The organism is Danxiaibacter flavus (assembly GCF_041060425.1).
Taxonomy (GTDB): Bacteria; Bacteroidota; Bacteroidia; order Chitinophagales; family Chitinophagaceae; genus Danxiaibacter; species Danxiaibacter flavus.
This window is the reverse complement of sequence record NZ_JAULBC010000008.1, coordinates 246,740-261,619: the sequence shown is the minus strand read 5'-3', so window position 1 is coordinate 261,619 and position 14,880 is coordinate 246,740. Positions and strand designations below refer to the sequence as shown.

At 39.6% G+C, this 14,880-nt stretch carries 9 protein-coding genes; all 9 read right to left on the bottom strand.

Features of this window, described 5'->3' with window-relative positions; all coding sequences use genetic code 11:
- Window positions 1-28: 28 nt before the first annotated feature.
- Window positions 29-3,061 (bottom strand): eCIS core domain-containing protein, encoded by a 3,033-nt coding sequence (locus tag QTN47_RS22745; protein WP_369331737.1) that lies wholly within the window; start codon window positions 3,059-3,061, stop codon window positions 29-31.
- Between the two features lie 938 nt (window positions 3,062-3,999).
- Window positions 4,000-4,677, bottom strand: coding sequence for a hypothetical protein (locus tag QTN47_RS22740; RefSeq protein WP_369331736.1), 678 nt, complete (start codon window positions 4,675-4,677; stop codon window positions 4,000-4,002).
- 194 nt (window positions 4,678-4,871) lie between these two features.
- The gene (locus QTN47_RS22735; protein WP_369331735.1) at window positions 4,872-5,369 is read right to left on the bottom strand and encodes a hypothetical protein; all 498 of its coding nucleotides are present in this window, start codon (window positions 5,367-5,369) and stop codon (window positions 4,872-4,874) included.
- Between the two features lie 1,447 nt (window positions 5,370-6,816).
- On the bottom strand, window positions 6,817-7,350 hold the full coding sequence (locus QTN47_RS22730; RefSeq protein ID WP_369331734.1) for a hypothetical protein: 534 nt from the start codon (window positions 7,348-7,350) through the stop codon (window positions 6,817-6,819).
- A complete protein-coding gene (locus tag QTN47_RS22725) occupies window positions 7,347-8,087 on the bottom strand; it encodes a hypothetical protein (RefSeq protein WP_369331733.1) in 741 nt (246 codons plus the stop codon). The genes QTN47_RS22730 and QTN47_RS22725 overlap by 4 nt, the downstream gene beginning before the upstream one ends.
- Window positions 7,997-8,623, bottom strand: a complete 627-nt coding sequence (locus QTN47_RS22720) for an RHS repeat-associated core domain-containing protein (protein WP_369331732.1) — start codon at window positions 8,621-8,623, stop codon at window positions 7,997-7,999. The genes QTN47_RS22725 and QTN47_RS22720 overlap by 91 nt, the downstream gene beginning before the upstream one ends.
- Window positions 8,586-8,903, bottom strand: a complete 318-nt coding sequence (locus tag QTN47_RS22715) for a hypothetical protein (protein WP_369331731.1) — start codon at window positions 8,901-8,903, stop codon at window positions 8,586-8,588. Before QTN47_RS22715 ends, QTN47_RS22720 begins: the two co-directional genes overlap by 38 nt.
- A gap of 110 nt (window positions 8,904-9,013) precedes the next feature.
- Window positions 9,014-9,766: a hypothetical protein gene (locus QTN47_RS22710; protein WP_369331730.1), complete on the bottom strand. Its 753-nt coding sequence runs from the start codon at window positions 9,764-9,766 to the stop codon at window positions 9,014-9,016.
- Between the two features lie 11 nt (window positions 9,767-9,777).
- Entirely contained in the window at window positions 9,778-14,880 is a 5,103-nt protein-coding gene (locus QTN47_RS22705; protein WP_369331729.1) for a DUF6443 domain-containing protein, read from the bottom strand.

The window sequence follows — 14,880 nt, the reverse complement described above, 5'->3', positions numbered from 1 at the left end:
AAAAACCTTTAGCAATTAAAGCTTCCTGTTATTTTTTATATGGTGTGAAATGCCAATTTGCGTAATAAATATCATAAACGTTATCACTAACCCCTATTGTTAATTCACTTGTTGCCATTCCTCCTTCTCCGGTAAAGAGCCGTATAGTGCCTTCACGTCCGAAATGAGCCATAATAATGCCAACGGTATGCTGCTGAAAATCCAGCATGCTGCCAAGGTTCTCTCCGGCCATCTTCTTCAGTTTAATGCGAAGCGTATAAATGTCATTGCGTGTAGGCTCTATACCCATCGCCCTGGCAATGGCATAAATAAGGCAATTGTTTATTAGAAATTCAGAACCGGCCAGGCTTGCGAGATACCATTGCAAAGACAGGTTTGGACTGGAATCGTGTTCCACTTGCGGTTTTTCTTCTTTTTTCGCGCTTTTTCTAAGATCAAGGAATTTCTCCACCTTTTCGCGGTTGATATGAAAACGGGCCTGTTCACTTTTCGCTTCATCACCTTCCTTGTAAAACCTGTAAAGCATATAGTATTCAATCAGGCGCTGCGCAAAATTCACATAGTTAGCCAACCCTTTAGCACCCTGTCCAAAATCAAGATAATGCACCTGAGGGAAGAAGGCATTAATAAACATGTTCATTAAATTGAATTGCTGCTGCATATAAACCTCAAGAAAAGTATCGTAGCCGGCAGATTGGGACATTTCGTCTGATGGTTTAAAGTCAAGCATCTTTAATTGCTTCTTAATCTCCGCTGCTTCGGCAGATTGATTGTACTCTTTGGTTTTGGTACTGCTCAACCTGATCCTTGCTTTTTCCTGTTCGGCTTGAAACTGTTCAATTTTCCTTTTTATTTTCAGGTCCTCTGCATCCATTTTTTCAGTCAGAGCTCTTTTCAACTGCTCTTCAATTTGTTCAGCAGGCACATTCTCCCTCATCCACTGTTCCTGCTTTCCTTTCCAAATCCTGACTTGCTCTGCACTCTCCCGCTTTTGCCCGGCAATAAATTCACTCAATGCTGTTTCCTGAGTTTTCTTTAATTCTGCAACCGAAGCGTTAACAACCGTGTTTCGGGCATCTGTGTCCTCTTGTCTGAGTGCTTTGTCCTTACTGGCTTTCCGGGCTTGTTCCAATTCTTTTTCATTGGGTTTGCCGCTTAACATCAGTTCTGACTGCCTCACCATTGGTCCTTTGCTTTTACTGTTGTCAGTACCCTTCTGTGTTGCATCTGAAGCATACACAAACAGCGGCATTTGTTCAAGCGAAGGTGTACGCCCGCCGGTAAATAGTGCCTGCTGCCAGTTTATTGCACCTTCACCAACCAGATCTGTGATCATTGGGCCGTGCAAAGCCATCATATTATTTTGAGATCCTTCAATGCCCACCAGCAAAATGGCCAGTTCACGAATGAAAGGGTCGGCCGCACTCATATCTGCAAACACTCTTCTTAATTGATTTCGCAACAGTGGGCCATCTATTTTCCGAAGGTATTTAACGATGTTCTCGTAACTGAGATCAGCATTTTCCGCACCGGGACTAACTTCTTCTAATATCCTGTCTCCTTCATGAAAATCCAGCCGGAGGGCTCCCTCACTATGCAACGCCATTTGGTGACCCCGGCCAACAGGAACAGAACCTTCATACCTGAATTCTTTATTTGCATTAAGTTCATCCGCATTTTCCGGGTTCAATTTTTTACGCAGCGCGAAAGTATTTTGTTTCAGTTGCTCGATCTGTTCATCAGTGTACTGGCCCGTTGCATTCTCTCTGCTTGTCAGATAAGTATTGGTAGTCCAGTTCATTGGCAGCGGTCTTGTATCCCAAAACGGTAGAAAATCAATATCTGCGATCATCATGGATAAACGGCCAACCGAATTCAACAATTCCTCGCCATCAGTAATCGTAAATTCTTTTTTTCGTGATTGCCTTATATTCACCAGCCAGAGGATCTTTTGAATGCTTTCATGCATTTTTTTAAAGATCTGTAATGATACGCCAGAGTCTTGCATCCATTCATCTACCTGGTTCCGCCGGGAAAGATAAGTGAGCGAAGTACCGGCATCCAGCATAGCATTTTCTAATATGCCGGAAGCCTGTATATGCATAGAAGGCGGTACCAGGAAATCCCATTGATGCTTTTTAAATACTTTGTCGCCGGGAGGAGCTTGCTGAATTGCCGGAGCCAACCTGCCCATAACACTTAAGTAGCCGCCCGTTAACTGGTGATCAACAAATGCCGCAGCTTCAGGCAACGTATTATAGTTATTGATAGCCTGTGTTTCAATCTCAGCAATACGTCTTAGTATGCCTGATAATAATTCGGGCATTTGTCGCAACGCTTTTGTATCAATTAGGTTGCTCAGCGAATTAAGCGTGTCTCTTATATATTTCCTTATGATCAATGCAGCTTTTTTATCAAGCTTTAACTGGATCACGTTCGATTCACCGCCGGTTTTAACCTGCCTTTGAATGGTAGCCGATTGTTGTGATGCAGTTGTATGACCATCATTTGCAGGCATTGTTCTTGCCGCATTTGCTCCCATCACATCGGCTTCAGCCTCCAATCCTTCATCGTCATTAACACCTATGCCATGTACTTGCATGGTCGCATTTACCCGTCCCTGCTTTTGCTGAACAACATGCCATGCTTCATGTGGCAAATAGATTTCCTTACCGGTTCCAACATAAATATCAGAACCTTGCGCAAATGCATGTGCTTGTAGTTGTGCGGGTTTTGTGGAGTTATAGTGTACGCGCACATCATCCATTGAATAACCGGATAAATTTTCTATGCCGTTTTTCAGATCATCAGGCAGTCCTGTTTTGTTGCTTTTTTTCTGGATGGTTTTGCTGGCCGCAAATTGATCAGCCATAGCCTGCAAACCTGCAACTTTTTTTACCGACGGACTATTGTTGGCCATTTCCTGCAATTGCCTTTGAGCAACGGCTTCCGGCCTGTTATCTGTAAAACCCAGACTTTCACTGTTTGCAGAAAGTGCCGCGGAAAGGTGATCCGCTTCACGGGAATGGTTTTTCTGAGATTGGTCGGCAAAAGTATTCATGTAGAAATTGCAACGCGTTGGTAAGGGCGAAGCTTGTTACAATATACAATATTTTGTAATGAGATTTGAAATTGGCACAGGCTGCTCCATAATTCGTGCTTCTGCATCCATCTTTTTACGTAGATCACTACAGTCAAAATTATAACAGTCAGACACTTTGCGTAGAAAGGGGGCTTTTTTCTTAAGGACCCGACATTGCTTCCCTTATCATTACTTTGCTTGTGATATCTCCGAATAAGCTTTTAAGTCTTCTGACTTGAAGGGATAGATAGGTATTTGCCAGATGAATCCCTTATCATATAAGGCTTCATGTCTTCCGGTTTATGGTCTTTGTAAAAAATTAAATGCAGCGTGTCTTTATGTTCAAGATAAGTGCCCGCATAAAATTTTTGATAATAGTGCCTGGTTTTATACACGCCTTCAAAAAAATAAAATCGGCTATTCTCATTAAGAACAAAAAAGCGAGGCGTACTATCATGACCTACCGCAACAAGAATTGGCGTTCTGTTATATTTACTTGTTTCATGTCTAACATCCCGACTTGTTTTGTCCATGGAAATGCAGCGACAAATACAAAGAATAATCAATAAATAAACTTTCATTATCTAAGCTTTAAAAACTATCGTATTACATGCGGAATAGGCAGCCATAATATTTCTCGCAATAAAAAATATGCTGGGATGACAGGGGGATTGAACTGCAGTACCATTCTCCAAAGCATCCCTGCACCCGTTGGGCCATCTTCTCTACGAGGTTCAAGATCCCATTTTGGTAAGAGCTTAGTCCACTTAAATCCAATTTTTGAAATTTTGACTTCGCCAACAACATTTGGAGAAAAGGCATCAATCATTGGATTTAGCGCCCTTCCCATTTCCGGTAGCAGCATCAGAAGCTATCACGCTTAAGTCTCATCAGAAAAAAACACGCAATTAACAATGCTAGTATTCATCTATAAAAATGTTACCGACAAACAATTCACTATAATCCCAGTAGCCTTTGGGCTTTTTAGAATATGGACAATTATTTACTTTATTTACCCCTGTTGGTTCATCATCTTTAAGGTTGCCAATAACCATATAGCGATAATCACCATCACTCACAAAGTCTTTGGCTACTGATTGCCAGCGTCTGTTATTCACCCTCGCCAGAGAAAAATCAACATACATTCCATTGAATGGTTTCCCTGCCAGCCAACGCTTGATATCATTCTCCTCTTTAACAAACAGCACTTGCAAAGAATCCACCTGGTAATTTGTGTACATATGATATTTGGAGTCATACCTTATTCGATACCTTTTATCAGTACATAAAGCAGTATCCAGTTTTATTACAAAAAGATTTCTACTTAGTGATCCCTTACGATATAATGTCAAGCTAATATAATTTCCATATTTATAGCTACTGGTATCGAAACAAGAAGTATTTGCGTAAACAGTGTCGTCCGCGCTAGAAAGAATTGTTACGAAAGCTTTTTGTGCTGGTAAATAGGGATCAATCATGTAATATTTTTTTTGCATTTCTTTTCTTAAATATTCCGGTTCGTCAAAATTTAATGCAAGAATTTTCTTGTTTTGACTAATCGCGCTTTGAAAAAAAACAACATCAAGGCAAAACATAATTTAATTAGTTTCATAATAGTTCATTATTTAAAACACACGATTGTTTTTCATTTTTAGAAAAGTATATGGGCTATTGTTTTATAAACATGCAACACCCAAATTAGTTGTTAGTGTGCGGGCTATTAGCTATCAGCCCGACACACTAACATGGCGGAGGCGTGAATGTGCAAAACCAATGGCTGTAACAAACATTATCTAATAAAAATAGCACTTCGTCCTATCGAATCTGTAATAGCCAACTTCTCTTCACTGATATATACAGTCTTCACATGACCTACTCTGATTATCTCATCTAACACTTTTGAATAATCGCATACTCCATATGGCATTTTTGAATTTTTTTGAATACTACAGATAGCACTATCATTTCGAATATCGTAAGGAATTAACAGCAAACTACCTCCACAATATCCAAAATATGAACCAGTACTGTCTTTGGCTAACATGTCTGCATCATGGTTTTTGAAATAGAAATTCAATATATAATAAACCTTTCTGCTTCTTATAAATCGTTTTTCAACTAATTGCATTGAGTCTATATAAGATAGCTTATCAATTACACTATCTCCTTTGGCTAATCGAAATTCTTGAATGTAATTTTTAATAAACGGCTTTGAAGCTGTCTTTTTGGGGATAGTGTAACAAGATGCCAAACAAACATATACCCATATTATGTAATTAGTTTTCATAAATATTTTCTAAAATAAATCATTCACTATACTTAGTTATCATAGCATCTCAAACATAAAGTAGTTGTTGGTATGCCGGCACTGACTAGATGCCGACGCATTCAACAACAGCAGTAGCGCAAATGTGCAACATCAAAAACTGCAAAACAGCATACACTGAATTGCACAACATGAGGCTTCGAAAAAAACAGGAGACTAAATATCCTTATTCTACTAGCTCCGATATGATTACGATAAATTTGTCTATTTCATGTGACTGACTTTCTAGAATAAGTTGCCTATTAACAAATCGATACTGGCCGTCCAATCTAAAAATTTGGGCAATGGCTTGACCTAATGCATGCTTGTTAAAATCCATTGACCAGCTTATTTTATTGAACCAATATAGACTTATCCCTTGATCACCATAAAGCCTATAAAAGCCGGTATAAGGTCTATGAGTGTAAAAGGCGGAAGTGGTGTCATCTGAAAACCCTTTTATACTAAAGCTGCCATTAAACCCTTTAAATTTTTTTGCATAGAACACAAGTGTAAAATACTTTGTGGAATCTGGACAAAAATTTATTACGCTATCACCAACCCTGCTATAAAGCAATTTCCAGTGCGAACCTTCCAACTTAGTGCCACTTGTCGATCTTGCCTTACTGATACTTTCGCAGCTAAAACAGCTAATAAAAATCACCCACAAAAAAATAGAATACCTACTCATTATTTTTGATTTAATATTACCCACTCGCATATTGGCCGCGCGGCCAAATACTCTATCCCTGCACCCAACAGCAAATGACATTGATTCCCTTCTCATTACTTTGCTGGCGATATCTGCAGGTAAGTTTTCAAGTTTCCTGACTTGAAGGGATAGATCAGGTATTTGCCAGATGAATCATATAAGGCATCATGTTTTCAGGTTTATGATCCTTATGAAAAATTAAATGCAATGTATTACCGAGCTCAAGATATGAGCCATCATAGAATTTTTGATGACGATTTCGAGATTTTAAAGGATCCTCACAATAATAAAATCGACTGTCTGCGTTTAATACAAAAAATCGTTGAATACTGTCTTGATTGGCAGCCACAAGTATTGGCTTTCGATTATACTTTCGAGTTTCGTGCATTACATCTCTACTCATGTTATCAAAAGAAGTGCATCCGCAAAAAAGGAGAGCAGCAACAAATAGAAATAGTTTCATAAAATTAATTCTACGTACATTGGGATTGGAATTGTAAAATCTCACGTAACAGGAAATAGGCTGGAGTCACAGACCGATTGAATTGTAGCGCTATTCTCCAAAACATTCCTGCCCTGTTGGGCCATTTTTCAAACACCCAAGTTAGTTGCTGGTTTGCCGACGCTCAACTGGCAGCCCAACACACGACCGAAGGTTGCAATGTAAATGTCCAACACCAACAAGGGAGAAACGATCGCCATTCAATTCACTGACTGCTAATTATACTTAACGTTAATAATCGTCAGATAATATTTCACATCATTTATACGACGCAAAAATAGATATGTAATTTCACCCATTTTAACTTTCTCAAATGGCAACACTAACTGTCTACTTGACACGATAAGGCAAGACTCCAATTCGTTATTTTTTTGGACTTGATAAGCTGTTAAAGCCTTATACTTTTTACAGCTTTGTGGCTCGATGACTATTGAGTCGTTCGAAGAATTATCCGTGAATAATGGCTTATTAAAAAATGATGAACAAAATTTTCCTGAACGCATCATTTTGTTGTAAAATAAACTTGAATACTTTACTGGCAATACAGTATCCGAAAAGCCAACTAATTTGGATTCATCGAGTTGCTTAGGTATTTCTACCTCAATACAAATACTTTTTTTATTCTTTAGGGCATCATCAACCCAAGGTAAGCCGAGTACGTTCTTTAAAACATTCCTACTTTCAAAGGTTTGTCCCTGTAAGTCTGTACATAGACAAACAAGGAAGGCGCTGTATATTAATTGTCTCATGGTATTTTTATAAATTTCGAATGACTTGGTAGTCGAAATGGTCTGTGACGATAATATGTTTTCAATATCCTTCTTCGCGAAGTTCTATTCATTGCCATATAGCCAGTTTGTCCCATAGTATCTAAATTATAAGTCTTCCTCCTGCGCCAAGATTGAAGTGAATAACGCCCCATCTGCCTCCTGATCCTGTTATAGTCATGTGCAAGTTCATTAAACCCTTCATTCTTACCATCAATTGCGTTGCCGTTATTATCATAATCTACATCCTCATATTGCCCTCCTGAAATTGTATGCCCCCATTCATGCAGTAAAATCATACCCATGCTGAACGTATTAGGATTTAAGTTAGAGCTTACTCCGTTTTGCAACACTTCTCCTTCCACTTCATCAAGATTGATTTCATCGAGATTGGCATTTGGCACATAATTGCCGGAACCCGTATTGGATACTACGGTTGTCGTACGAATATTATCTAACATTTCAACCACCAATTTCCGGGCATAAGAGCTGCTATATGAACGTCTATTATAGCCAATGCTGCCCAAACCAGTGCTTCCTAAATGTCGAACTCTGGAATATCCTAGTAGGCCATTAGCAACATTAAAAGATAACCCTGTCAATCGCTTTAAATCGTCTATTAAAGCATTTAAAAGATCTGGGTTATTGTTAACCAAATCGCGTACATTAAATGAGCCGTATTTGTAATACAGTTCAGAAATAGTTTTTTCAAAATCCATCGGAGGTATAAACGTCGCACCAAAACCAACAGTGGCACCAATTGCAGCGCCCACATATCCTTACCTCCCGTTAACTTGTCAATTCCGTAGCCAAGGGCTGCTCCGCCTGCAGTCACCAATAATCTGTCGACCAAAACACTTCCAGTTACTCCTCCCAACTCACCAAAATTCAAGCTTAATCCTCCATCTTCATCCACTCCATTCACCGGACTTTCCATACCCACATACCCACTCGCATACTGATCATAAGGATCTACACTTATCCATCGCCCCAATTGTGCATCATAACTTCTCAAATCAAAATTAGTCCATCCGGTTTCCTCTTCAAATTCGCTAAATGTTCCCTGATAGCGCCAACCATTATCCAACTTACCATAAGCCCTGCTGCTAATGTTAGCTATCTCTAAACCATAAGGATAATAATGATGCTCCTGTAAAATACGGCCGCGTTCATGTATTATTTTAAGATTGTCAAAATACACATTGGTGCTGCTTGTATTACTTACATACACGAAAGCATATCCGCTGGCAGGCACTTTTATACCGGATTGAACAAGAGATTTGCCAATCTCCGGAACCTGTCACTCTCATAGCGCCACTACCATTTCCGGTAGTAGCATCAGAAGCTATCGGATCAAAGTTTTCGTCAAAGAACAACCAATTAAGATAAGCCCTGGGTAGATTATTATTGGTAACGCCATCCGGATTGTTTAAAAAATTCGCCAGATCTCCCGAATTAAGCAATTGCGCCTGTAATTGAGATGCGGCACCTTTTAATCCTGCCGCTGACGCGCTTCCTGATAAGGCACCAACCAAAGAATTTACTACATCACTTAAACCATTGCTGCCTGTAGTAACAGCCTCAAAAGTATGTGAGGATTTGCTTCATTAGCATGTTGCCCCCAACATCAACTGCGACAAAAAAATCACAGTTCCGAAATTATTATATCATCTAAAAAAAGATAGCAAGTTGCCAGCATGCCATCTTTTTTGTTATATATTTTTGAGTAATTATCATTTTGCTTGTCCCTATATGGACAATTATTTTTTTGTTCCTTGGGCAATTTTATTTGATTATTTAACCTATAATTCCCGATCATTAAATACTCTCCGGCGCCATTGCAAACAAACTCACACTTAAATATTTGCCATTTGCAAGTGTTCGCTTCTTTCATGGATATATTGTTTTCGAAATGTCCGTTTTCAAAACCCTCTCTAAAAAACTTCCCAATAGCTTTTTCATCATTAAAGAATGAAAAACCCAAGCTGTCAATTGTATAGCCAGCACAGGGATCAATTTTTACTTTTAAAGTTATCCTATACTGCTTTCCAACATCTAAAATTGTATCCATTTTAATTACCATAAAATCTCTGTTATTTTCTACGACTTCATCATAGACGAAAACTGAAGTATAAAAATTCTTAACAGTACTATCCTCACATGACGAGTAATTTGTATAGTATTCACCAAATGGCACTTGTAATGAGTTAGAAATTAATGGAGCAGCATCCTTTTGTTTAGGAGTGTATGTTCCAATACAAAAAACTGTCTCTGAATTATTTGGCGTCTTCAAATACCTTTTCTCAAAGTCTTCTTTGAAAACAGTTTTATTCTGTGCAAAGACTCCCTCTTGAAATAATAAAAAGATAACCAGGCACGATAAGACCTTTTCTCCCATGTTTGTTTTGATTAGTATGTATGATTATTTTTTACTCGTAGTTGGATTTTAATCTTCTTCGAATTAGATACTGTCACAGGGGGTATTTGAGGTTGTCCATTAACAATAGGCAGCGAAAAATATTCCGTTTTATACCCGGGATTATATCTAACTTTAAAAACATTCTTTCTTACCTTATATATGCGTGACACATTGTGATCATTGTTAAGCACTTCATTCTTTTCATCATTCTTAAAAATATCAACAGTAGTATTGCGTCCGCCTTTACCCATTTCTACGCGCATTTGTCTTCCCATGCCCTTAAAATCGTAAGAGCGTTCTATAAAATCCGGAGCATAACTTTGAACATATCGCATTTCATAATTTGTCCGTCCGATTTCCCTGGTTATAATATTTATCATTGATGAAGATAATTGATCAATTGTTATCCAAGAGAATTTAGAATTAGTAACTGATCCTAAAAAATGATAACTATTACTGAAGAGATCAGACAACTTGTCGTCAACCCACGCATCGAAAGAACGCGACCAATATCCGTTTGAAAACTCTTTTGTATATTTTTCGAATCGATCAGCATAATTGTCATATACATTCTGAGCGTACACTCCTTTATGAGGATCGGCATAATCCATTATTCCGTTCAGGCTAATATTTGCAATTATTCCTGCGCCTAATCCAATGCCTGCGCCTATTAATGCGCCTCTTCCTTTTTCTCGTTCTGGAGCCATCAAATAACCAATGCCAGCGCCGGCAGCAGTTGTAGCAAATAAGAGAGGAATACTTAATCCCCCATCTTCATCCACTCCATTCACCGGATTACTTCCCATACCCACATACCCACTCGCATATTGGTCATAAGGATCTACACTTGTCCATCGTCCCAATTGTGCATCATAACTTCTCAAATCAAAATTAGTCCATCCGGTTTCTTCTTCAAATTCACTAAATGTTCCCTGATAACGCCAACCGTTATCCAGCTTACCAAAAGCCCTGCTGCTAATGCTAGCTATTTCTAAACCATAGGGATAATAATGATGCTCCTGCAAAATACGGCCGCGTTCATGTATTATTTTAAGATTATCAAAATACACATTGGTGCTGCTTGTATTGCTTACATACACAAAAGCATAACCGCTGGCAGGCACTTTTATACCAGATTGAACAAGAGCTTTGCCATCTCCTGAACCTGTCACTCTCATAGCGCCACTACCATTTCCGGTAGTAGCATCAGAAGGTATCGGATTAAAGTTTTCGTCAAAGAACAACCAATTAAGATAAGCCCTGGGTAGATTATTATTGGTAACGCCATCCGGATTGTTTAAAAAATTCGCCAGATCTCCCGAATTAAGCAATTGCGATTGTAATTGAGATGCGGCACCTTTTAATCCTGCTGCTGGCCCACTTCCTGATAAGGCCCCAACCAAAGAATTTACTACATTACTTAAACCATTGCTGCCTGTAGTAACAGCCTCGTTGTAAAAATAATCGGTGCTTATTTTTAGCATATCACCGGCCATTACTTTCAACAACACATTGGGGCCAACCGGAAGGCCTTGATTTAGTCTGCTCACTTTTCTATTTGCAGCATCATTATAATGACTTGCCCAGGCCGGTGGTGTATCCCATCTGCTTGCCACTACTTCATTACCTGATCCCTGTTTACCAAACGTGCTTTCTTCATAGGCTTTTTGGTCGGCGTTCCTGTCTTCCATGGTTGCGAGGTGCATTTCTGCATGTTGTTCTTCAGTAAGTACCATTCGTGTACTACCCTGGTGATCTGTTATATAGAAGTCGTAAAAAGCGGGCTTTCCATTAATCACAAGGCCGTCGTTACCGCCAATCGTCAAAGACGGAGCGGGGCTTATTGCATAACTGCTTACTTTACTAATCCGCAACCGCCCTGTTTCGTTAGAGAAATAAAGCGGTGTATTGTTTTCAAGTGCAAGTCCGTCCACGAAATATTGCCATTTATACGAACCTGTGGCAGTATTGGTGATCTTTTTTGCAAGCAACGCTCCATCTGCATCGTAGATATATGAAAGACTGTATTTACCCTGTATCTCTATACGGCATGGCCTGTTTAGTATATTATACAGTATCCCTTCGTTGGCTGCATTACCCATTCCTTTGTTATAATCGCGGGTTAAATTACCTGCCGCATCATATGTGTAATGGTTTGCAGGTAATCCCGTTCCGTTTGTGAAATCTGCTCCCGCCGGAGGGTTGGCCGGATTAGATGCTCTATCGGTAACACTTACAAGTCTGTTACTGTACCCGCTTTTATCATAGCCATAAATAAGGTCGTCTATTAATGCGGGTGTAGATTGCCCCGCCCGCAGGCCCATTTGAGACATGGCGAGCAAATTGCCATTTGCGTCGTATTGCAACGTTGGCACAGATGCATTCATCTTCGCAGCGGACCAGGAGTCTGAAGGCTTTTCTTTTTGTACAAATTGCGCAGCATTCAAATATCCGGCATTTGTGTAATTATAATCATACCGTCTCGGCTTGTTATCACTTTGGCTTTTCCATATTACTCCGCTGATATTGCCATTTAAGCTTGCGGCTGAAAACTGCGCATCCCTGTTATCATAACCCAAATATTCACCAAAGTAATTATTCCATTGTTGGTTATTGGCCGTTTGCAAAGCGTAATTTTTATTAATGCCGGTTAATGCGCCATGGATACTGTAGTTGTAGTCAAGCCTTTCTATACCGGCATTGCCATTATAAGAAGGAGATAACTTTTGCTGCGTCGTTCTTCCCAATTCATCATAAGTGTATTGCACCAGCTTTTTATAAACGGAGCCACCGTAACTTTTGGACAAAGACTGTAGCCGGCCTAATATATCATACTCATAACCGGTTACTGTTCTGAAATCTTTTAAGGAAGTACCGGGCAATGTCTGAGAAAGGCAATTAGCTAACTCTTTGCCAGAAAAATCGTATTGACTAGTATATATATCTGTTCCTTTAAAATAATTATCTGATAATACCTGCAGCGTATTGCCATCTTCGTTATAATATATGGTAGTTCCGGAAAAACCATCGTTGTTATAATTGTTGTCATCTATAACACGAACTTGCCGGCCCGTTAACATATCCAGCGTTCTTTCTGTTCTTTTGGTTGCAAGTACATAAGCATTGCTTGTTGCCGGAAAGCCATATTTATCGCTAAACGTTTTAGCCCCGCCATAGGCGTAATCATCGTAAAAATTAACAGACAGTGTTACAATGGTTATACCCGCAGGTACCGGATTTCCAAGCAATGAAATATCGGGCGATGCATTGCCACCAGTACCGGTACTTATCTGAGCTATAAAATTTGCCGATGCTTCAGATTCAAAGCCGGGATTAAAAACAATCTCTTCACTTGCAGTGTATTCTTCAGTTCCGGCTACGCGCTCACCAACTACCAATTGCGGCAATACGGCTGAAGTAGACGGCTCAAAAGACACAGATGAGTTAGCCAGGGCCTGGCCATCCAGGTAAGTTTGAAGATATGCCCTATCATAACTGGTAGATATAAAACCGGAAAGAATGGGCCTATTCAGCGCATCATAGCAGGTCAGCATCCATCGGCTAAGCTGTTTGTCTTTGGCATCCCTGGTAAATATCGGGCGGTTTCGCTTATCATACACGATCTCATTTTCTCCTGCGCCCGGCGAATGTTGTGCAATAATTCTTCCCCTGTTGTCATAAATATTATAATAACAAAGTTCCGCAGCTATATCTTCATTTACGCTCCATGTTGCATTTACATCATACATTACCCGCAGTAACTCTACCGCACCGGGTGTAAGTTTGTAACGTAATCTTCCAAAGCCATCATATACGTAGTAAGTGCATAACCACCCGCCATGGCCGTTTTCTTCCAATGCTGCACCTTCTTTGTCTTGAACTTTAACCAAAATTGTTTGTCCGCTAAAATCTGAATAAGTAATTGTACGTTTCCCCTTTTCATCAGTAGCAGTATTCTTCACCAGCTTCGCTGCGTCATATTTACCGGTTGTAACAGGCCTGTCGCTACTGCTATAGCCTATTGACCACTTCTTGATAATCTCGGTGCTATTATTGCAGTCATAAGTATAATTAACGCCGACGTTACTTCCAACCCACGAAACTCCGGGGCGCATTGATTTTGTAATGCGGTTAAGCGGACTGTTATCAAAAACGTTTTTCGAATAAAAATAATTGTCAGATTCAAATTTACCATTCAAAGCGGAAGTCTGCAGCGCTTCAGGGTTGGGCTTATAGGCGGCCTTGTTTACAAGTGTGGGAAAAGGCAAATAACTTTTATCCTGCCTGCCATACTCATCAAATGTATTAAATGAAACAAGATCCATTGATGTACCTGTTGTAGTTATGGCAGCATCCTTCCGAATAGTTTCTGTAGTGCGCCCCAGACCATCCAGGTAATTAACTAACTGAAAGCGTTGTCCTATTGGCAAATTGCTTACAGCTTCTATGTTCTGCATTCCCGGAACCAAAACACGATTGGTTCTCACGTAACTTAAGTTCTCATATCCTTCGGCAAGCACCTCAGACGGCTCTGTAGTTATAGTTTGACCGTTATAGGAAAACACACAGCGGTAATAAGTTGGCGATGTTGTAGGATATGGAACCTGCAAAGTTGTGCTGCTTCCTGCAATAGTATACCATCCAAGAACTTTGTCCGATGATTGTTGCCAGGATATATTTTTTATATCCTGGTTGTTCCTGATATAATAGTTAAAACTGATCGTTCCCGTTTTACCTTTTTCCACCATTTGTGAACGCTGATCCAGGTAATTATTTGATACTACAAATTGATAAACAGGCATGTAGTATCCATTGTAGGAACTATAACTTATCATACCAACGCTATAACCGTCTGCATTGTCGGACGAAGGGGCTGTGAAATAACAGGAGTTATTAGTTTTTGACGACAGATCTCCTCCTGTCATTAGGGACCAACTGCCTGTACAGTAACTACATTGAGAGGAGCCGTCGGACACATAAAAAAAAGCATTGGTTCCTGGCTTCACTATTAAAGGTCCTACAATTTTGTACTGTGCGCTTACCCATGTGCAAAGCAACATGCAAATAAGGCTCGTGTATTTTTTAAGTTGCAT

Coding starts and splice junctions, on each gene's coding strand:
- QTN47_RS22745 (WP_369331737.1), bottom strand. CDS start 3,061: ATGAATACTTTTGCCGACCAATCTCAGAAAAACCATTCCCGTGAAGCG.
- QTN47_RS22740 (WP_369331736.1), bottom strand. CDS start 4,677: ATGTTTTGCCTTGATGTTGTTTTTTTTCAAAGCGCGATTAGTCAAAAC.
- QTN47_RS22710 (WP_369331730.1), bottom strand. CDS start 9,766: ATGGGAGAAAAGGTCTTATCGTGCCTGGTTATCTTTTTATTATTTCAA.
- QTN47_RS22705 (WP_369331729.1), bottom strand. CDS start 14,880: ATGCAACTTAAAAAATACACGAGCCTTATTTGCATGTTGCTTTGCACA.
- QTN47_RS22725 (WP_369331733.1), bottom strand. CDS start 8,087: ATGGATTTTGAAAAAACTATTTCTGAACTGTATTACAAATACGGCTCA.
- QTN47_RS22730 (WP_369331734.1), bottom strand. CDS start 7,350: ATGAGACAATTAATATACAGCGCCTTCCTTGTTTGTCTATGTACAGAC.
- QTN47_RS22735 (WP_369331735.1), bottom strand. CDS start 5,369: ATGAAAACTAATTACATAATATGGGTATATGTTTGTTTGGCATCTTGT.